This is a genomic window from Pseudomonas poae (genome assembly GCF_001439785.1).
Lineage (GTDB): Bacteria > Pseudomonadota > Gammaproteobacteria > Pseudomonadales > Pseudomonadaceae > Aquipseudomonas > Aquipseudomonas poae.
In genome coordinates, this window is sequence record NZ_JYLI01000028.1 from 1 (window position 1) to 17,902 (window position 17,902).

Genomic DNA, 17,902 nt, shown 5'->3' on the forward strand with positions numbered 1-17,902 from the left:
GGAAGGAAAGTATTAATATCGCGCATAAGAACGCCGGTTTGGTAGATGTGTTTGCTCGCACGAACATCATCAATCAAATCGGCGTTCTTGTTTCTGTGTTTCCCGGGATTCCGTGAAGAACCTTTTTATTGGCTGTCCTTCCAGAAACGATTGGCCTCTCAGCCCTAGCCGTAAACCCCGCTTGCCCTTAAGCTGCGCGAGCCAACATGGCCGTTAACGCGTCCGGAGACATTGCCCATGCGAATTTTATTGGTTGAAGACAACCGCGATATTCTCGCCAACCTGGCGGATTATCTCGGGCTCAAGGGCTATACCGTGGACTGTGCGCAGGACGGTCTGTCGGGCCTGCACCTGGCCGCGACCGAGCATTACGACCTGATCGTGCTCGACATCATGCTGCCGGGCATCGACGGCTACACCCTGTGCAAGCGCCTGCGCGAAGACGCGCGGCGTGACACACCCGTCATCATGCTCACCGCCCGCGACCAGTTGGATGATCGCTTGCAAGGCTTCAAGTCCGGCGCCGATGACTACCTGCTCAAACCGTTCGCGCTGTCCGAATTGGCCGCCCGCATCGAAGCCGTGCTGCGCCGTGCCCAGGGTGGCGGGCGCCGTGCGCTGCAAGTGGGCGACCTGAGTTACGACCTCGACACCCTTGAGGTGACCCGCGAGGGCCGCCTGCTCAAACTCAATCCGGTCGGCCTCAAGTTGCTGGCGGTATTGATGCAAAAGAGCCCCCACGTGTTGCGTCGCGAAATTCTTGAGGAAGCGTTGTGGGGCGATGACTGTCCGGACAGCGACAGCCTGCGCAGCCACGTCCACCAATTGCGCCAGGTGATCGACAAGCCGTTCGCCAAGCCACTGCTGCAAACCGTGCACGGCGTGGGTTACCGCCTGGCCGAGGGTCGAGATGGAGTTTAAGCAAAGCCTTGCCCAGCGGATCATCATCGCGTTCGCGCTGATGAGCGCGCTGGTGGCGGGGGCCTTCGCCATGGGCATCGTTGCCACGGTGCACCTGGTGGAAGAGAAACTCATCTCGGCCGGCCTGGGCGGCGACCTGCAACGCCTGCTGATGATGGACAGCGTTGAAGACTGGCGCCACCGTCCCGAGCCGGACCAACTGTTTTATTTCAGCGGCGGGCCGGGCGACTTCGAGCTTCCCAAGGACCTTCGCCATCTGGAACCGGGCTTCCATGAGGTGTTTCGCGAGTCGCTGTCGTACCACGCCATGGTCGAAGTGGTGGACGGCCGGCGCTATGTGTTGCTGCAGGATCAGAGCGATTTCGAGGAGCGCGAACGGGTGCTGTTTGCCGTGGTGCTGGTGGGTTTCGTGCTCAGCCTGGCGCTGGCGGTATTCCTCGGCTGGGTGCTGGCGCGCAAGGTGATGGCGCCGGTGGTGCGACTGGCACGCCAGGTGCGCCACCGCGACCAGTTGCTCGGCCTGGCACCGCCCCTGGCTCCGGATTATGCGGCTGACGAAGTGGGTGAACTCGCCGTGGCGTTCGACGCCACGTTGGGCCGCCTGCGCCAGGCGCTGTCGCGCGAGCAGCTGTTTACCAGCGACGTGAGCCACGAACTGCGCACGCCGTTGATGGTGCTGGCCAGTTCCTGCGAACTGCTGCTGGAGAACCCGGCGATCGATCAGCGCGGACGCAACCAGGTGCAACGCATCGCCAGGGCGTGTGAAGAGATGCGTGAACTGGTGCAGACCTTCCTGATGCTCGCCCGCGCCGAACACAGCGAAGAAGCCATGTCGCCCCAGGTGACCTTGCCGCAAGTGGCTGAAGACCTGCTCGGCATCTGGCGCGAGCCCATCGAGCGTAAGGGGCTGGAATTGATCTATCACCCCGGCAGCCCGCTGGAGACCCGTTACAACACCACCTTTTTGCACGCGGTGATGGGCAACTTGTTGCGCAACGCCTTGCACTACACCGAACACGGCTTTATCCGTCTCACCCTGGAACCCAGCGGGTTTGTAGTCGAGGACTCCGGGGTGGGCATTCCCGAGGAGAAGCGCGAAGCGATGTTCGAGCCGTTCGTGCGTGGTACTGGCAGCGAGAAGCGCGGCGAAGGGCTGGGGCTCGGGTTGTCCCTGGTACAACGCATCTGCGAGAACCAGGGCTGGAGCGTCAGCTTGAGTACCATGGAGCCCAGCGGTTGCTGCTTTCGTGTCGAGCTGAACCCGCCCAAGCCGTAAGCGCTGCCTGCAGGGGCGAGTATCCTCGCGCCTGCTTTTTTTGTAACGTCTTGAAATGTATCAGAATAGACAGGACAAGTTTTTCACACTTGATTGACCTGTTGATCACAGTTCGCTGCTTAAGGTTGCAGGCATCAGTGAACGGAGACGTAAGATGCCTTCCCCAATCAAGCTCGAATTTTCCGAAAAGTACGATGATCAGCATGCGCAGAATTATTTGCTCAAGCATCAGGACAATCTGGCGCGTCGGCTGTCCCACAAACGCGACGAGCAATTGGCGCGTGGTGCGTTGGCCATGGCCGGTGAGCCAGGCCTGGTGCTTGACCTGCCGTGCGGTGCCGGTCGTTTCTGGCCGCTGCTGGCCGAAAAGCCCAACCGTGTGATCATCGGTGCGGACAATTCCGAATCGATGTTGAAGGTGGCGACACTCGCTCAACCGGCGGATGTGGTGAAACGGGTACGGCCTTTGCAGACGTCGGCCTTTGAAATTGATTTGCCAGACAGTTCGGTCGACAGCATTTTTTGCATGCGTTTGCTGCACCATATCGGTGATCCGACGCACAGGCTGGCGATTCTGCGAGAGTTCCAGCGGGTTACCCGCGACAGCGTGATCATTTCGCTATGGGTGGACGGCAACTTCAAGGCCTGGAAACGCAAGCGCGCCGAGGTGAGACGTCGCAGAAAAGGTGAGCAGGAAGGTTACCAAAACAGATTTGTGTTACCGGCTGCTACCGTTGAGGCAGAATTCGAGCAGGCCGGTTTCCGTGTTCAGGAATCCCTGGATTTCATCCCGCTCTACGCCATGTGGCGTGTTTATGTATTGCGCAAGAGGTAACAGGATGGCAGTTGAGTGCGTAGCAGGCAGTCATGTAGCTCCCGAAGAGCGATTTGATTATTTCTGGCGCCAGCAGGGCGAGTGGGTCGAGGAACCCAACCGTCGACGCGGCGGTGAGAGCGGTGTGCAACGGGTAGTCAGCGCCAACGGCCGCTTGCTCTACTGCAAGCGCCAGACCGGGCATATCTATCGCAGTTGGCTGCACCCGTTCGGACGCCCGACCGTGTTGCGCGAGCGCGATGCGCTCAAGGGCTTGCGCCTGTTGGACGTGCGAGTGCCAGAGATGGTGTTCTGCGAGGCGCGCCGCGACCCCGAACACCAATGGAAAGCCTTGTTGGTGACGGCTTCGCTGGACGGCTTTGACGAGATCGAAAACTGGTACGCCGCTGGCGGCCGCCAACAGTATGGCGAAGCGGTGCATGAACGCCTGCTCAAGGAATTGGCCGAGACCCTGGCTCGCATGCATAAAGGCCGCTGGCAGCATGGGTGCCTGTATATCAAGCACGTGTTCGTGAAGGTGACGGGCGACGTTGACTCCGCCAAGGTGGAAGTGGCGTTGCTGGACTTCGAGAAATGCCGCCAGCGCCTGACCGCTTATCGGGCCGCGTCCCACGATATGCTGCAACTGCGTCGCCATTCGTCGTTCAGCGATAGCGACTGGAAGAAGCTGAGCTATTTTTACGAGACGGCGTTTGGCAGCGCTATCAAGGGTTTAACCAAATGAAGCTAGAAATAGCACGAGGTTTGTTTCTGGTCGGGGCGTTGGGCGTGTCAGCCCTTGCCCTGGCTGCGTGGGAGCTGCCTCGGACACAAGTGCTCAGCGCAACTGAAGGTAGCGGGCAATGCCTGCTGCCGCGGGTTGCCAAGGCGAGTGTGGCGGCCAGGCCCGATCATGATTTGTTGTTGTTCATGTTCGGGATGTCCCAGGGGATGAGGCCGCAAAGTTGAAACGATTGAAACCCGCGAAAGGGCCTTACTCCGTGAGGCCCTTTTTTTGTGGCCAATGGATCTGAAATCAACGTCCATCCCCTATGGGAACGGGCATTAAGTGGCGAGCGGGCTTGCCCCGCGTTGGCGTGCGAAGCGCCCCCAATCCAGCAAAACGCGGTGTACCTGATACGGCTCAGTGCCTGGTTGTGGGGCTGCTGCGCAGCCCAACGCAGGGCAAGCCTGCTCGCCACAGAGGCTCAGTCAAGGCGCAGATCAAGCCAGGTGCAGATGGTTATCCCAAAGCCCCGCCGGCAACTCCAGCGGTTGGGCGATCACCTGTGTCTGTCGGCAATCGTAGAACCGGCAGCGCCCCTGGCCCGATGTCACCACAAACCCGTCCGTCACCGCGCCCACACCCGCGCAGTCGGGCAACGGTCCATCCAGGCGCAGCTCGCCGCTGTCCAGGTCCCAGATAAAGAAGCGATTGCCCCGCGGTGCGGTCAGTGCTACCAGGCGCAGCTCACTGTGCACCGCGACGCTGGCGGTGTAATGCCCCATCGCCTGCAACTGCTCATCGGCCACCGGGAAAGCCACGAATGGCTGGCCGGGCCGCTTGATCGCCAGCAGCTCGGAACGCTCTTGGGACGGCCCCATGAATTGCTGCCCGGTGAGGATGGTGCCATCGCTGGCGATGCCCATATGGCGCACGCTGTTCATCGGCTGGGCGAGGGTTTCCTTGCTGATCAGCGTACCGTCGCGCTGCATCAGCACCAGGCTCGGTTCCATGGCATTGAGGTTCATCTCCACGCGACTTTCGGCCTCGGTGCGAATCCCGCCATTGGCAACCACCAGCGTCTCGCCGTCGGGCATCCATGACACCTGATGCGGGCCGATGCCGTGGGTGGACATCTCGCCACTGTGCACCAGTCGCTCGCCTTCGAAGCGGTACACGCCAAGCAGACCGCGTCCGGGGTCGGCGGTGTCGTTTTCGGTGGCATACAGCCACTCGCCGTCTTTGTGGATGACCGCATGGCCGTAGAAATGACGGTTGGCGTTGGAGGTAATGGTCTGCAGCAGCGCGCCATCACGCAGGTCGATCAGGTAGCTCTCGGTGCCCGGACGACGGGCGACAAACAGCGCAATCGGCAGCGTCGGATGATTGATGATGTCGTGGCAGCGCTGGCCAACCTGGGTGGCAAACACCGGCTTGCCGTCCAGACGATAGCCCACGGCATAGTGGTTGCCATGGGCATCATCGCGCGCCGACAGCAGCAGCGGGCCCTTGTCCTTCTGCTTGAACAACGTCCAGCCGCCCAGGGTGAGGGCACTGAGCAATATGCTGCCCACCGCTAAAGCCTGTCGCCTGAGCATCATCAGTCACCGTCGTTGGCATTGAAGCCGAGTTGGATGCCCAACGCTTTGGCCAACTCGCCTTCGTGCAGGCGGTGGACGACGTTGAGGCTGTCGTAGATATCGTTGAGCTGCTGGCGCCCGGCGTCATCATTCAACAGTTCGTTGAGAGTGCGCTGGTTGCTGGCGAACAGTTTGAGCGATGCGGCGTAGGCGGCGTCGATCTTGTCGGCCAACGGCTTCTGCTCGGCCGGCAACAGACCACGCAGCCCCTTGTTGTCGACGCCCACCCACACGGTGCGCGCCGCAGCGAGGCTGGCCTCCAGGCTTTGCAGGGACGACTGGCTGCGCCAGGCATCGGCCTGGAACGGCTGCGGGATACCCTTGGTCTGGCGCCCCATGGGCGTGCCGAGTTTTTTCTTCAGGGTGTCCAGCGCGGTCACCTGCACGCGCAGCAGGTCGGCGATGGCCTCGTGGGAATCGGCGTAGCGCTGGTTGGGAAACTTGCTCATCTGCGCGAGCATGCCGTCGGTGCTGTTCCAGCTCGCCAAAATCTCTTCGGCCAGGGCTTTCTGGCGCTCGCCGATGGCCATCAGCAGTGGGCAGTAGCGGGCTTTTTGCGCGTCGTCGGCGATGTCGGTTTTGGCGTCATACAGGATGTACTCGTAGGCCGACAGGCCTTGTACCACCACGCTGGACTTGGCCAGTGCTGCGCCGTCGATCTGCGGCTGCGCGGTGACCAGTTGCTCCACCTGGCGGCCCACCAGGTTTTTCTTGTCCGGCCAGAACTGCACCTGCCACGCGCGATTGCCTTCGGCCAGCGGGCCGATCAGCAGCGGTTGCAGCTCGGCCCAGGCTTTTTGTGCATGGAGGAAGTCCGCACGGGCGGTGTCCAGGCTCTCTTTACCCTGGCAGTAGGCCAGAGCGCTGACGGCCAGTTGACGGTCGGCGTCGACCCAACGGCTGTAGGTCGGCAGGATCACTTGCTTGGCGATAGCCGCCGAGGTCACGGCCTGCGGGTCTTGCGGTGAGCAGGCACCGAGGGCGAGGGCGGCAAGGCTGGTGAACAACAACTTGGGACGGAACATGTCGAGCTCCCTTATCGGATTGGGGCAAAGCTTATAGAGAATTCAGGAACGCCAGCAACGCGGCACGCTGCTCGGCATTGAAGGACAGCACATGCTGCTGCGCCGGCTCTGCCTGGCCGCCATGCCACAGCACGGCCTCCAGCAGGTTGCGGGCGCGGCCGTCATGCAGAAACTGGGTATGGCCACTCACGGTTTGCGTCAATCCGATGCCCCACAACGGCGGCGTGCGCCAGTCGCGGCCGCCGGCCTTGAATTCGCTGCGGTGGTCGGCCAGGCCTTCGCCCATGTCGTGCAGCAGCAGGTCGCTGTAGGGGCGAATCAACTGATTGGCCAGCTCGGGCTCGGCAGCGTGGGCAGCCGTGGTGAACGATGGCGTGTGACAGCCCTGGCAGCCGGCCTGGTAGAACAGGTTTTTCCCGGCCAGCACCTGCGGCGTGTCGACGCCACGACGCGCCGGTACGGCGAGGTTACGGGTATAGAACAGCACCAGGCGCAGAATATTGTCGCTGACTTCCGGCTCACCCTCGGGGCCATTGCCGTTGGGCGCCTGTTTGCAGGCGACCTGAGCGTCGGTGCAGTCATCGAACGGCCTAAGCGAGGTGGTGAGGCCCATATCACCGGAAAACGCGTGAACATTCTGTTGATTGAGGTTCGGTTGTCCGGCTTTCCAGCCAAAACGTCCCAGCACGGTGGTTTGCCGGGCGTCATCCCAGACCTGATTGGCGCGGCCGATGAGTGCGTCCTTGTCGGCGGTCTTCGGGTCGGTGTTGCGCAGGATATCGGTTTCGCTGATGGCTTCGAGCAGGCCCAGGCCGATCATCGGCGGGGCGATGCGTGCGGAAAAGCGCGTATCCGGGTGCATCGGCCCGTAGCCGAGCTGGGTGATCTGCGGCGCAGGCTTGCGCAGTTCGACGACGGTGCCGTCCTTGAAGGTGACGTTGACGGGCGTGTAGTCCACCCGCACTTTGCCTTCCGGCACCACGCCCGGCACGGCCATGTCCTGCAACTGGCCGCCATACACTGGCTCGGGCACCACGCCGGCCTGTTCGATCAGGCTGGCGTAGTCCGGCGTATCCGGCAAGGACAGGCGCACCAGCATCGACACGGCGTTGGGCGCGTCGGGCAGGGGCGGGTGGCCGCGCCCATCCTTGATATGGCAGTTCTGGCAGGCATTGGTGTTGAACAACGGCCCCAGGCCATCGCGGGCGGTGGTGGTTGACGGGGCGATCACCCAGGGGCTGCGAAAGAAGCTGTTGCCGACGCTGAAGTCCACGCGACGCGTGGGCGACAGATTGGCCGAGGGCAGGGAAAACGCGTTCTGGTCACGCTTGTTCACGGTCGCTGCACCACCGGCCCGCGCTTCCCCAGGCTCTGCCTTGGTGAACCTGGGGGCGTCGTCGCAGGCGGTCAGGCTCAAGGCCATCAATGCTGCGCACAGGCGAAAAAGCGAACGGAACATCGAGTTTCCTGAGGCGATGGTGAAAAAGGGGTCGCAAAGTCTAACAGGGCCGGGGGCAATGAATAAGAGCAATTATCGTTTGCTGGCATCGCGTTTCATTCCGGCTAGAATGACTTCACATTTTTTCTGGAGGTGGCCAATGCAGGCTCTCGACGCTTTGCTCAACCGTGTTTCCGTGCCGCGTCTGCTGGAGCCGGCACCGACCCAGGAGCAGCGCGACGTGCTGTTCGCAGCCGCCATGCGCGCGCCCGACCATGGCCAACTGCGCCCATGGCGCTTCCTTACAGTGGAAGGCGCTGCCCGTGAGCAGATGGGCACTTTGCTGGCCGAAGCGGCGCGCCTCAATGATGCGCAGGCGCCGCAAGCTGTCATCGACAAGGCCCAGAATGGTCCCTTGCGTGCGCCGTTGGTGGTGGTGGTGATTGCGCGTCTGCAGGAGCATTTCAAGGTACCCAAATCCGAACAGCTGCTGGCGGCTGCCTGTGCGGCCCATGGCATTTTGCTGGCGGCTTATGCGCAGGGGATTGGTGCGGTGTGGCGTACCGGGGAGTTGTCGTATTCGCCGCATGTGGCCAACGGATTGGGGCTGGCGGCGGGTGAAGAGGTGATTGGCTTTCTTTATCTGGGAACGCCGCAGAATCCGCCGCGTAGTGCGCCCAAGGAGGATGTGGCGGCGTTCGTGCAGGGGTGGCCTGGGGTTTGACAGGGGCATATCCGTTGTTGCGGTGACGGCTGATCTGGGTTTCGCCCTCAGATGAAAGGCATGATTTTTCCCCAATCCGCTTCTCTGTGGGAGCTGGCTTGCCTGCGATGCAGACACCTCAATCCAGCAGGAAAACCCGGGCGATGCCTTCGCAGGCAAGCCAGTTCCCACATTTGACCGCGTTCGGCAGACAATCCCGGTCGGCTCCAGGGCCGTCACCAGCCCAGGAGTCGCTCTACACCTTGAATTGATCCATCAGCTTCATCTGCTGGCTGGCCAGGGCATTGAGTTGGCTGCTGATGGCCGCCGACTCGGTGGCCTGGCCAGTCAGGGTTTCGGTCACAGTGCGAATCGCCGATACGTTGCGATTGACCTCTTCGGCCACTGCGCTCTGTTCTTCGGCGGCGCTGGCAATCTGCAGGTTCATGTCGCTGATCACCGTTACCGCCTCACTGATCTTGCCCAACGCCGTGACCGCCTGATGGATCTGCCCCGCATTGCTCTGGGCCTGGTGCTGGCTGGAATGCATGGTCGCCACCACGCCACGCGTGCCGCTCTGGATGCGTTCGATGACCTGGCGAATTTCCTCTACCGAGTCCTGGGTGCGCTTGGCCAGGTTGCGCACTTCGTCGGCCACCACCGCAAAACCGCGCCCGCTTTCGCCGGCGCGTGCCGCTTCGATGGCCGCGTTCAGGGCCAGCAGGTTGGTTTGCTCGGCGATGCTGCGGATCACTTCCAGCACCGAACCGATCTGCTCGCTGTTGACCGCCAGGGCTTCGACTTCGCTCACGGCCTTGCTGACTTCGTCGGCCAGGGTGGTGATGTCGCGGGTGCTTTGCTCGATGATCGACATGCCTTCACGCGCCGACTGATCCGCGCCTCGCGCCGCGCTGGCGGCATTGGACGCGCTATTGGCCACATCGTGGGCGGTGGCGCTCATTTCGTTGGACGCGGTGGCCACCTGGTCGATTTCACGGAACTGCACCTGCATGCCTTCGCTGGTCTGGCGTGCGATGGCCGATGACTGATCCGCCGTACCTCGTGCCTCGGTGATGCTTTGCTTGATCTGCGCGATGGTCGGTTGCAGCTTGTCGAGGAAGCGGTTGAACCAGTTCACCAGCTCGCCCAGTTCGTCCTTGCGGGTATACGTCAGGCGCTGGGTGAGGTCGCCGTCGCCGCTGGCGATGTCCTTGAGCATGGCGGCCACGCTGTTGATGGGGCGGGTGACGCCGGTGGCGGTCAGCCAGATCAGCAGCAACCCGAGCAGCCCCGCGCCCACGCCTACGCCGATGGACAACAGCGCACTGGCTGCCTGGGCCTCATCGATGACGCCTTGCAGCTTGATCGAATCAGCCAGCATCACGTGTTTGGGCAGCTTGACCACCACGCCCCAGGCCTTGGCATCGGCGATCGGCTTGAACGGGTACACCGCACGGATCGTGTCGCCCTGTTCGCGGTTGACGTGGCTGTCGCTGGCCAGCAGTTGCACGACCTCCTTGCCTTCTGCGCCCATGATGTCCGCGAGGTTCTTGCCGACCTTGCCCGGCTCGCCGCTGTAGGCCGCAATCAGGCCGGTGCTGGAGATCACCTCCAGGTGCGCGGCGCCGTCGAACAGGTTTTTCTGGGCCGCATCGGTGGCCACTTGCAGGGCTCCGAGGGCGATGTCGACACCCACCACGCCGATCACCTTGCCGTCCACGATCAATGGCTGGGACAGGGTGGTCATCAGCACCGACTTGCCGGCGACCGTGTCTTCATAAGGGTCCAGCAGGCAGGTGCTGCGAGTATCGCGTGAGCAGGTGTACCAAATGTTGTAGGGCGTGCCGCTGAGGTTGAGGGCGGTCTTGTTCAGGTCTTCCTCGATCATGATGGTGTTCACGTCTGTGCCGCCGGCGCGGCTCCAGTAGCTGGCAAAGCGTCCTGATTCGTTAGACACGCGGGCCTTGTCGCCGACGAATTCGCTGTCCCGGCCATCCAGGCCATTGGGCTCGAACGACAGCCACATGCCCAGCACCTTGCTGTTGCGCTCGAATGCGGTTTTCAGGCTCTGGTTGAGTTCCTCGCGCAGCGCAGCCGGTTCCAGTCCGCGTTTGGTGGCGAGGTTACGCAGGTCCCTGACCTGGTCGACGAGGGCGGTCGCGGCGGTGAGGTTGTCGCCGAAGGTTTTCTGCAACTGCAGGGCTTGCTCGGCAGCGTTGGCCTGCAGCAGCTTCTGCACGTTGCTGGTGAGCATGCGCGAGCTTGAGTCGCTGGTCAGTTGATCGTTCTTGTCGGTCTCGCGCAGGTTGATGCTCACGATCAGCGCGATCACCCCTAGCAGGCAGAGGCCGGACAGCAGCACAATTTTCAGACGAATTGAAAGAGTGTTGAGCATGGATTAACTCGCGAAAGGACGTAGTGGAGTGCAAGCAGGACGAGCCAAGTCCGTTCGGCGCTATGCCTGAAACATCGGCGTCATGAATCAATTCGTGAGAGCAAGGCGATGAGCGGTAGGAAAAAGACTACATGCTGCGTTGGGCGGGGGCTGCGGGCCGTTCCGGGCGCGACCAGATCCACAGGTTGCCCAGGCTCATGCCGGCAATTGCCAGGTAGATCGGCCAGCCGTGATCAAGCATCACCAGCATCAGGAGGGCGCACACCAACATGCTGACGGTGGCGCTGACTTTAGCGCGGCGCGCGATGATTTTGCCGTTGCGCCAGTTGAACAGCATGGGCCCGAACAGGCGGTGGTTTTCCAGCCAGGCGCTGAGGCGCGGCGAGCTTTTGGTGGCGGCCCAGGCGGCCAGCAGGATGAATTCGGTGGTGGGCAGCCCCGGGATTACAATCGCCACCAGGCCGATGCCCAGGCTGACGTAGGCCAGCAGGCCAAACAGGATCTGTGCGATTTTCGAGGTGGATTGGGGTTTGCCGGTCATGTTTGTGCGCAACATAAAATAAAGCAAAAAATCAGTTTGAAATGCGAACTCATTGTGGGAATGGGCAAGCCCTAATACCAGTCAGTCAAGCGCAGATCCCCCCTGTGGGAGCGGGCTTGCCCGCGAAAGCGGCGGGTCAGTCAACATCAATGCTTGCTGGGCCGACGTCTTCGCGGGCAAGCCCGCTCCCACATTTGATCGCATTTCAATTCAGGTATCAGGCTATTTCAGGGGCGCTAGCGTACGCCTGTTCCAGCAATACGGTGAAGCGTACAAACGCGTCAATCGCGCCTTTTTCCACGGCGGCTTCCTCTTCGGTGCTGAATTCAAGAGCGTCGAGGGTTCGGGTGAAGCGTTTCCAGCCTTCGGCGCGGCCACCAGCCGGTTCGCCCAGGTGGCGGGCGCCAAAGGTTTCGCTCAGGCCAAGGCCCACGGCGCGTTTGATCAGGAACGCGGCGCCAAGCTTGGAACCCTCGGACACGAACAGCCAGCCCAAGGCTTCGGCTTTGCTTGGGTTTGTCACGGCGCCAGCGACCGGGGCCGGCACTTCGGTGTCAAGGTCGCCCAGGTCTAGCCGGGCAGCGTCGGCGCGGCAGCGCTCGGCAAGGTCGGGGATGATGTTGATCAGCTCGGCATCGTTGTACAGCGCCACCAGTTCCGACTGAAACAGATATTGCGCCACCACGAAACGTGCGAAGTTGGCCTGGGTGTCGAAGGGGGCGTGCGCCTTGACCAAGGCGTCGAGCCGGGTGTGTGGCGCATGGGTGATCTGGTTCAGGCGCTGAGAGCGCAGGCTTGGGCGTTCTGCGGTAGGAGAAGCGGTCATCGAAAGAGTCCTTGAGAAGGGTAGCGCCTGGTTGCCCCGTAGAGAGCGGTTATCAACTAGACGAACAAGAAGACGCTGCACAGTAAAAAATCCTCACCCCGGCGCTGAACAATCGCGGCGAGGCGAGGCGGGTGTCGTCAGATATCCCAGATCAGGTTGATCGCAACGTTGCGGCCGGGCTGGGTCAGGCGATCAAGGTTGGCCGGGCCGGTCACCGCCGCTTCGCCGACGCTGTCGTAGCTGCGCACGTCATCCCAGTTCCAGTACTTTTTGTCGGTGAGGTTGTAGAGGCCACCGTTGAGGGTCACGTCCTGGCTGACTTTGTAGTAGGCAGTCAGGTCGAGGATGCCGAAGCCCGGTGTCTTGAACGGGCCGCTGGTGTCGCCGTCCGGTGCGTGGAAGGTGCTGCTGTCGACGCGATGCTGCTTTTTCACCAGCGTCCAGCTCAGCAGGCCGCCGTAGGTGTCCTGGTCGTAGCCCAGGCCGAACACGCCCTTGAGCGGGTTGACGCTGTTGAGCGGTTCGCCGTTTTCATCGTTACGACCGTAGGCATAGGACACCGCGCCCTGGGTGTAGAGCCCCTGCGGGGCGCCATAGGCATCCAGGTTGAGGCGGCCCTTGGCTTCGGCGCCCTTGATGGTGGCGCGCTTGATATTGACGGCCTGGAATTGCTCCACGGTGCCGCCGACCACGGCGTTGTCTTCGTCGATAAAGTTGCGGTACTTGTTATAAAACACCGCGATCTCGAAGGAGCCTGCGTCGAATGCGCCGCGAATGCCGGTTTCGATCCCTTTGCTGGTCTCCGGCTTGAGGTCGGGGTTCGGTTCGACGGTGTAGCCCAGGTTCAGGTTTTCGAAGCGGCCGTACAGCGCCTTGGCGGAGGGCGTGCGGAAACCTTCGGCGTACTGGCCGAACCAGGTGTATTGATCGGTGAGGGCGTAGGTCAGGCCAAACTTGGGCGTCACGCGGTGCCAGGTCTTGTCCTTGTTGCTGACCGAATCGGCACCCGTGGGGTTTACAGTGTTGAGAAACGCCTGGGTCAGTTTCGGCTTGAGCTGGGTGTAGTCGTAGCGCACGGCGGGCAGGAAGGTCCATTTGTCCCAGGTGATCTGGTCCTGGGCGAACAGCGAATAGGTGTTGATGGTCGGGTCCGGGAAGTCGCTGGATTTCTTCACGCTGTCGCCGGCTTGCGGGCTCGGTGCACCGATGGCGGTGCAGCCACTGCCAACCGCCAGGCACGTGGCGGCGCCTTCGCGCGAACCGGTGACTTTCTGCTGCTTGAGCGTGGTGCCGTAGGTCACCTGGTGATCGCTGTCGCCGAGGCGGAAGGCCTTGTCCAGTTGTGCGTCGAAGACCCACTGTTTTTCTTCGTACAGCGTGTCGCGGGTGCGCAGAACGCGGCGGCCTGACTGATAGACCTCGGCGGTGGTCTGGTCGGTCTTGGCGATCTGGTAATTGAGGCTGGTCTTGATGCGGTCGGCCATCGGCGATTCGAGGGAGAAGGTGTTTTCCAGGCCGAAACGTTCCCGGGTGATGGTGTCGTTGCCGCGCCGGTCGCGGTAGAGGTTGAAGCCCCGGCCACCAATGAACGGCCCGCCTACTGCGTTTTTCAGGTTGACGTCGCGATCGTCCTTGTACTTTTCGTAGGTCAGGCCCAGGCGGTTGTCATCCCCATAGTTCCAGCCCAGTTTGGCCAACACATTGGTGGTGCGCGCATCCTCCGGATTGGCGCCGGTGCGGGCCAGGCCGGTGGCGTTGTTGCCGTCGTAGGACTGGGTTTCATGACCCCTGCGCTGGCTCAGGTGCAGCAGGCCGTCGACAGCCTGCACGCGGCCGGCAACGGTGCCGGAGGTCAGCCAGCTGTCGTCGGCGGAGCTGTAGCCGGTTTTCAGGCGGGCGCCGACGTCCTGGCCTGGCTTGATGATGTCGTCCGGGTCGAGGGTGAAGTAGCTCACGGCGCCGCCGATCGCGCTGCTGCCGTACAGGGCCGAGGCCGGGCCACGGAGGATTTCCACGCGTTTGACGATTTCCGGGTCGACGTAATTGCGACGGGTCTTGGCGTAGGGGCCGTTGAAGAAGTTGTCCGGCACTTCGACGCCATCGACCTGGGTGAGGATGCGGTCGCCGTCGATCCCGCGAATGTTATAGCCGGCGTTGCCGGAGCGAGTACCCGCGCCGCCCACCGATACGCCGGGTTCGTAACGCACCAGTTCGCGAAGGGTGTTCACGTTCTGGCGGTCCAGTTCCTCGCGCTCATGCACGGTGACGGTGCTTGGTACGCTGTTCACCGCCTGCTCGGTGCGGGTGGCGCTGATGGTCACCTGTTGCAGGTTGACGGTGCCGCCAGCGGCGCGTTTTTCCAGCACGATGTTGTTATTGCCCAGTTTGCGGTAGCTCAGGTTGGTCCCCACCAACAGCCGCTCCAGCGCTTTCTCGGGTGGCAGCGCGCCGCGCACGCCTGGCGATGACACACCTTGGCCCAGCTCGGCTGGCAGGCCGACTTGCCAGCCGGTCACGGCGGTGAAGGCATTGAGCGCCGAGACCAGTGGCTGCTGTTCAATGCTGAACGCGTAATTGCCATGGCTGCGCGCGGTCGGCTCGGCCGCCACGGCGCCCATCACCGGCGCACCGGCCAGCAGGAGGGCGGCAGTCAGCAGGGACAGGACGGGCGAGGAAGACCGACGGTTGAAACGAGAGGACATCGTGAACGCTCCGGAAGTACGAATCTTATAGTTGCGCACTGCTCCAAATAGGAATCAGTTGCATTGGCTATAACGAGACGTATCGCCGGTTAATATCGAGTAAAAATAATTCTCATTTAGTTGAGAATGACCAGCGCCGGGAATTCCGCGAGTCTGGCCGAGGTGATGTGAGCCAGGGAGCGCACCACGTCCAGCGGCTGGTCGAGGCGATAATCGCCAGTGACGGCGACACGGGCGAGCTTGTCGTTGGTGTTGACGATCCAGCCTGGATAATAGCGGCGCAACTCGGCGAGCACTTCGCTCATCGGGCAGTTTTCGAACACCAGTCGGCCCTGTACCCAAGCCAGGTCCCTGGTGGGGTCCAGTCTGGCAGGCGGGCCAAAGCCCTTGGGGCCGATGCGGATGCTTTCGCCGGCGCTCAGGCGCACGCGGGCATCGTCGACGGTGTTGCGCAGGTCAACATCGCCGCGCTGCACCTGCACCTGGGCTTCGCCGTTGAGGTAGCGCACGGCGAAAGCCGTGTCGCGCACGCTGGCCCGCACCGGGCCGGCATCGACTTCCAGGGGCAGGCCGCGACTGGGCATGACCTCGAAAAAAGCCTCGCCCTGATACAGGCGCGCAGTGCGCTGGTGGTCCTTGATGCTGCTGGAGAACGCCGAGTTGGTGTTGAGCAGCACCCTGGAGCCGTCGTCCAGTTGCAGGCGCTGGCGCTCACCCACCACGGTGAGGTGGTCAGCCTGCAAGCGCGCCGGCAGGTTGCTGAAGCTGAACAGACCCAGCACCAGCACGGCGGCGGTGGCCAAAGGTTTCCAGTGTGGCTTGATGCGACGCCAGGCGCCGGGTTTGCGCGGCGCGGCCAAGGCGACGGCGGCACTGTGCACCGGCGCGCCGCCCCAGGCTGCCTGAGCACTGGCGAAGGCGTGAACATGTGCCGGGTCGCTGGTCAGCCAAGCCTCGAACGCCGCTTGCTGACCCGGTTGCGGGCACTGCAGTGCGATCAGCCAGTCGAGCGCCTGGTCCATAGCCGCATCTTGCAACACCTCATGAGCCAGCTCATGGGGGCGCAGGTTATTCGGGTTGGTCACGGTGTGCCTCGGGTCTTCGCCACGTTCTATTCATTGTTCCTGCGGGCAGGTTCCACAGTTCTGTCGGATGCAGCTTACGGCTGATCCAGCCTCTGGGCCACACCTACACAGATGGCCATGATCAGCTTCAGTTCCTTTTGCACGGTGCTCAGGGACACGTCCAATTGATCGGCAATCTCCTGATAGCTGCAGCCGTGCAGGCGGCTGAGGATGAAAATCCGCTGTTGGCGCGCGCTCAACTGGCCGAGGCTGACGCTCAAATGCTCCAGCAATTGCTCGGCCTGAGTGGCGTCCTCGGGCGTGCTGACAGGGGAGGCGACGCTTTGCAGCACATCCAGCGGCACATCTTCCTGCAGCGTGCGGGCCTGAATCCTGCGCGCGCGCAAGTGGTCCAGCGCCAGGTTGCGCGCTGTCTGGTAGACGAAGGGTTCGAGATGATCGATCGGGCGCTCGCTCAGGGCCCGGGTGACGCGCAGGTAGGTTTCCTGCAGCAGGTCTTCGGCGGTGCTGTGGTTATTCACCATCCGCTGCAAGGTGCGTAGCAGAATCACCCGTTGGGTGAGAAAGACATGGTTGAAGCGAGATTGGCTCACAGTGATACCAGGCCGATTGCAATCAAATGATAATGCTTATCATCAACTGAAATGGCAAGTGGCTATTGCTGTGAGCTTATAGAGAGCAAATGTGGGAGGGGCAGGCCCCTCCCACATAGCTTATTCGGCGTTGCACAGCGCCAGGCAGTTATCCAGCATGCGGTTGGAGAAGCCCCACTCGTTGTCGTACCAGGCCAGTACTTTGAGCAGCTTTCCGCTGGCCTTGGTGTGGTTGGCGTCGAAGATCGACGACAGCGGATTATGGTTGAAGTCACTGGAAACCAGCGGCAGCGTGTTGTAGCCGAGGATCTTCGAATGCTGGCTGGCTTCCTTGAGCAGCGCGTTGACCTCGTCGGCCGTGGCTTCTTTTTTCAGTTGCACGGTGAGGTCGACCAGCGACACGTTGATCACTGGTACTCGCACCGCCATGCCGGTCAGCTTGCCCGCCAGTTCCGGCAATACCAGGCCCACCGCTTCGGCTGCGCCGGTCTTGCTCGGGATCATGTTCTGCGTGGCCGAACGCGCGCGGTACGGGTCGGTGTGGTAGACGTCGGTGAGGTTCTGGTCGTTGGTGTAGGCGTGAATCGTGGTCATCAGGCCGCTTTCGATGCCCAGCTCGCGGTGCAGCACCTGAGCCACGGGCGCCAGGCAGTTGGTGGTGCAGGATGCGTTGGAAATAATCTGGTGGGACTGGCGCAAAATGTCGTGGTTGACGCCGTACACCACGGTGGCGTCCGCGCCCTTGGCCGGTGCGGAGATGATCACCTTGCGTGCGCCGGCGGTAATATGGGCGGCAGCCTTGTCACGGTCGGTGAACAGGCCGGTGCATTCGAACACCACGTCGATCTTGTGCGCGGCCCATGGCAGGTCGGCCGGGTTGCGAATGGCACTGACGGCAATCCGGTCACCATTGACGGTCAGGCTTTCCTGATCGTGGGCGACCTCTGCGTCGAAAGTGCCATGTACGGTGTCGAATTTGAGCAGGTGGGCGTTGATCGAACTGTCGCCCAGGTCGTTGATGGCGACGATCTGCAAATCCTGGCGGTAGCCTTGGGTATACAGTGCGCGCAGGACATTACGGCCGATACGACCAAAACCATTGATTGCGATACGAAGAGTCATTGGAAAGTGCCTGTCGTCGATTTGTTGTAAGAATTACAAGATTATTCGCATAAAAATAGAAAACAAGCCTTTTTAGTGGCAATATTTTGTTCAATCT

16 protein-coding genes and 1 pseudogene are annotated in these 17,902 nt (G+C 61.9%); 6 read left to right on the top strand and 11 right to left on the bottom strand.

The genetic code is table 11. The annotated features are described in order from the left end of the window. Positions 1-237 precede the first annotated feature (237 nt). The 5 genes from colR to TU75_RS24430 all read left to right on the top strand — a co-directional run bounded on the left by colR (position 238) and on the right by TU75_RS24430 (position 3,980). On the top strand, positions 238-921 hold the full coding sequence (colR, locus tag TU75_RS24410; protein ID WP_003175870.1) for a two-component system response regulator ColR: 684 nt from the start codon (positions 238-240) through the stop codon (positions 919-921). After that, positions 911-2,197, top strand: a complete 1,287-nt coding sequence (locus TU75_RS24415; RefSeq protein ID WP_060550407.1) for a sensor histidine kinase — start codon at positions 911-913, stop codon at positions 2,195-2,197. The genes colR and TU75_RS24415 overlap by 11 nt, the downstream gene beginning before the upstream one ends. Before the next feature lie 154 nt (positions 2,198-2,351). Next, positions 2,352-3,032: a class I SAM-dependent methyltransferase gene (locus TU75_RS24420; protein ID WP_060550408.1), complete on the top strand. Its 681-nt coding sequence runs from the start codon at positions 2,352-2,354 to the stop codon at positions 3,030-3,032. Between the two features lie 4 nt (positions 3,033-3,036). Continuing rightward, the gene (locus TU75_RS24425; protein WP_003238868.1) at positions 3,037-3,756 is read left to right on the top strand and encodes a lipopolysaccharide kinase InaA family protein; all 720 of its coding nucleotides are present in this window, start codon (positions 3,037-3,039) and stop codon (positions 3,754-3,756) included. Next, positions 3,753-3,980 (top strand): hypothetical protein, encoded by a 228-nt coding sequence (locus TU75_RS24430; RefSeq protein ID WP_003238867.1) that lies wholly within the window; start codon positions 3,753-3,755, stop codon positions 3,978-3,980. The genes TU75_RS24425 and TU75_RS24430 overlap by 4 nt, the downstream gene beginning before the upstream one ends. A 255-nt stretch (positions 3,981-4,235) precedes the next feature. On the opposite strand, the gene TU75_RS24435 is transcribed toward TU75_RS24430, so the two are convergent. From TU75_RS24435 to TU75_RS24445, 3 genes are read right to left on the bottom strand one after another with little or no spacing between them, the layout of a single operon-like run. Then, positions 4,236-5,333 carry a DUF1513 domain-containing protein gene (locus tag TU75_RS24435; protein WP_060550409.1) on the bottom strand — a complete coding sequence of 366 codons (1,098 nt, stop codon included), beginning with the start codon at positions 5,331-5,333 and terminating at the stop codon, positions 4,236-4,238. A gap of 2 nt (positions 5,334-5,335) precedes the next feature. After that, a complete protein-coding gene (locus TU75_RS24440) occupies positions 5,336-6,400 on the bottom strand; it encodes an imelysin family protein (RefSeq protein ID WP_003237575.1) in 1,065 nt (354 codons plus the stop codon). 31 nt (positions 6,401-6,431) lie between these two features. Beyond that, complete coding sequence (locus tag TU75_RS24445) at positions 6,432-7,859, bottom strand: di-heme oxidoreductase family protein (protein WP_060550410.1); 1,428 nt, start codon at positions 7,857-7,859, stop codon at positions 6,432-6,434. A gap of 139 nt (positions 7,860-7,998) precedes the next feature. Here TU75_RS24445 and TU75_RS24450 point away from each other — a divergent pair, with 139 nt between their 5' ends. After that, entirely contained in the window at positions 7,999-8,562 is a 564-nt protein-coding gene (locus tag TU75_RS24450; RefSeq protein WP_060550411.1) for an NAD(P)H nitroreductase, read from the top strand. 235 nt (positions 8,563-8,797) lie between these two features. Here the strand turns inward: TU75_RS24450 and TU75_RS28745 are convergent, their stop codons facing one another. The 8 genes and pseudogenes from TU75_RS28745 to gap form a co-directional block, all read right to left on the bottom strand. After that, positions 8,798-9,553 carry a methyl-accepting chemotaxis protein gene (locus TU75_RS28745; protein WP_413469480.1) on the bottom strand — a complete coding sequence of 252 codons (756 nt, stop codon included), beginning with the start codon at positions 9,551-9,553 and terminating at the stop codon, positions 8,798-8,800. A gap of 102 nt (positions 9,554-9,655) precedes the next feature. Next, positions 9,656-10,936 (bottom strand): annotated as a pseudogene (locus tag TU75_RS28750) (methyl-accepting chemotaxis protein); the annotation flags it as partial. A gap of 127 nt (positions 10,937-11,063) precedes the next feature. Then, positions 11,064-11,477: a YbaN family protein gene (locus TU75_RS24460; RefSeq protein ID WP_060550429.1), complete on the bottom strand. Its 414-nt coding sequence runs from the start codon at positions 11,475-11,477 to the stop codon at positions 11,064-11,066. Between the two features lie 217 nt (positions 11,478-11,694). After that, positions 11,695-12,303: a biliverdin-producing heme oxygenase gene (locus tag TU75_RS24465; RefSeq protein ID WP_060550412.1), complete on the bottom strand. Its 609-nt coding sequence runs from the start codon at positions 12,301-12,303 to the stop codon at positions 11,695-11,697. A 137-nt stretch (positions 12,304-12,440) separates the two neighbouring features. Then, a complete protein-coding gene (locus TU75_RS24470; protein ID WP_060550413.1) occupies positions 12,441-15,005 on the bottom strand; it encodes a TonB-dependent receptor in 2,565 nt (854 codons plus the stop codon). A gap of 116 nt (positions 15,006-15,121) precedes the next feature. Continuing rightward, a complete protein-coding gene (locus TU75_RS24475; protein WP_060550414.1) occupies positions 15,122-16,090 on the bottom strand; it encodes a FecR family protein in 969 nt (322 codons plus the stop codon). A gap of 74 nt (positions 16,091-16,164) precedes the next feature. Beyond that, positions 16,165-16,683: an RNA polymerase sigma factor gene (locus TU75_RS24480; RefSeq protein ID WP_003237592.1), complete on the bottom strand. Its 519-nt coding sequence runs from the start codon at positions 16,681-16,683 to the stop codon at positions 16,165-16,167. A 120-nt stretch (positions 16,684-16,803) separates the two neighbouring features. After that, positions 16,804-17,805: a type I glyceraldehyde-3-phosphate dehydrogenase gene (gene gap, locus TU75_RS24485; protein ID WP_003237594.1), complete on the bottom strand. Its 1,002-nt coding sequence runs from the start codon at positions 17,803-17,805 to the stop codon at positions 16,804-16,806. Between the last annotated feature and the right edge of the window lie 97 nt (positions 17,806-17,902).

Excerpts from the sequence above, each read along its gene's own strand:
- colR (WP_003175870.1), top strand. The coding sequence starts at position 238 with ATGCGAATTTTATTGGTTGAAGACAACCGCGATATTCTCGCCAACCTG.
- TU75_RS24415 (WP_060550407.1), top strand. The coding sequence starts at position 911 with ATGGAGTTTAAGCAAAGCCTTGCCCAGCGGATCATCATCGCGTTCGCG.
- TU75_RS24420 (WP_060550408.1), top strand. The coding sequence starts at position 2,352 with ATGCCTTCCCCAATCAAGCTCGAATTTTCCGAAAAGTACGATGATCAG.
- TU75_RS24425 (WP_003238868.1), top strand. The coding sequence starts at position 3,037 with ATGGCAGTTGAGTGCGTAGCAGGCAGTCATGTAGCTCCCGAAGAGCGA.
- TU75_RS24430 (WP_003238867.1), top strand. The coding sequence starts at position 3,753 with ATGAAGCTAGAAATAGCACGAGGTTTGTTTCTGGTCGGGGCGTTGGGC.
- TU75_RS24435 (WP_060550409.1), bottom strand. The coding sequence starts at position 5,333 with ATGCTCAGGCGACAGGCTTTAGCGGTGGGCAGCATATTGCTCAGTGCC.
- TU75_RS24440 (WP_003237575.1), bottom strand. The coding sequence starts at position 6,400 with ATGTTCCGTCCCAAGTTGTTGTTCACCAGCCTTGCCGCCCTCGCCCTC.
- TU75_RS24445 (WP_060550410.1), bottom strand. The coding sequence starts at position 7,859 with ATGTTCCGTTCGCTTTTTCGCCTGTGCGCAGCATTGATGGCCTTGAGC.
- TU75_RS24450 (WP_060550411.1), top strand. The coding sequence starts at position 7,999 with ATGCAGGCTCTCGACGCTTTGCTCAACCGTGTTTCCGTGCCGCGTCTG.
- TU75_RS28745 (WP_413469480.1), bottom strand. The coding sequence starts at position 9,553 with ATGCAGGTGCAGTTCCGTGAAATCGACCAGGTGGCCACCGCGTCCAAC.
- TU75_RS24460 (WP_060550429.1), bottom strand. The coding sequence starts at position 11,477 with ATGACCGGCAAACCCCAATCCACCTCGAAAATCGCACAGATCCTGTTT.
- TU75_RS24465 (WP_060550412.1), bottom strand. The coding sequence starts at position 12,303 with ATGACCGCTTCTCCTACCGCAGAACGCCCAAGCCTGCGCTCTCAGCGC.
- TU75_RS24470 (WP_060550413.1), bottom strand. The coding sequence starts at position 15,005 with ATGTCCTCTCGTTTCAACCGTCGGTCTTCCTCGCCCGTCCTGTCCCTG.
- gap (WP_003237594.1), bottom strand. The coding sequence starts at position 17,805 with ATGACTCTTCGTATCGCAATCAATGGTTTTGGTCGTATCGGCCGTAAT.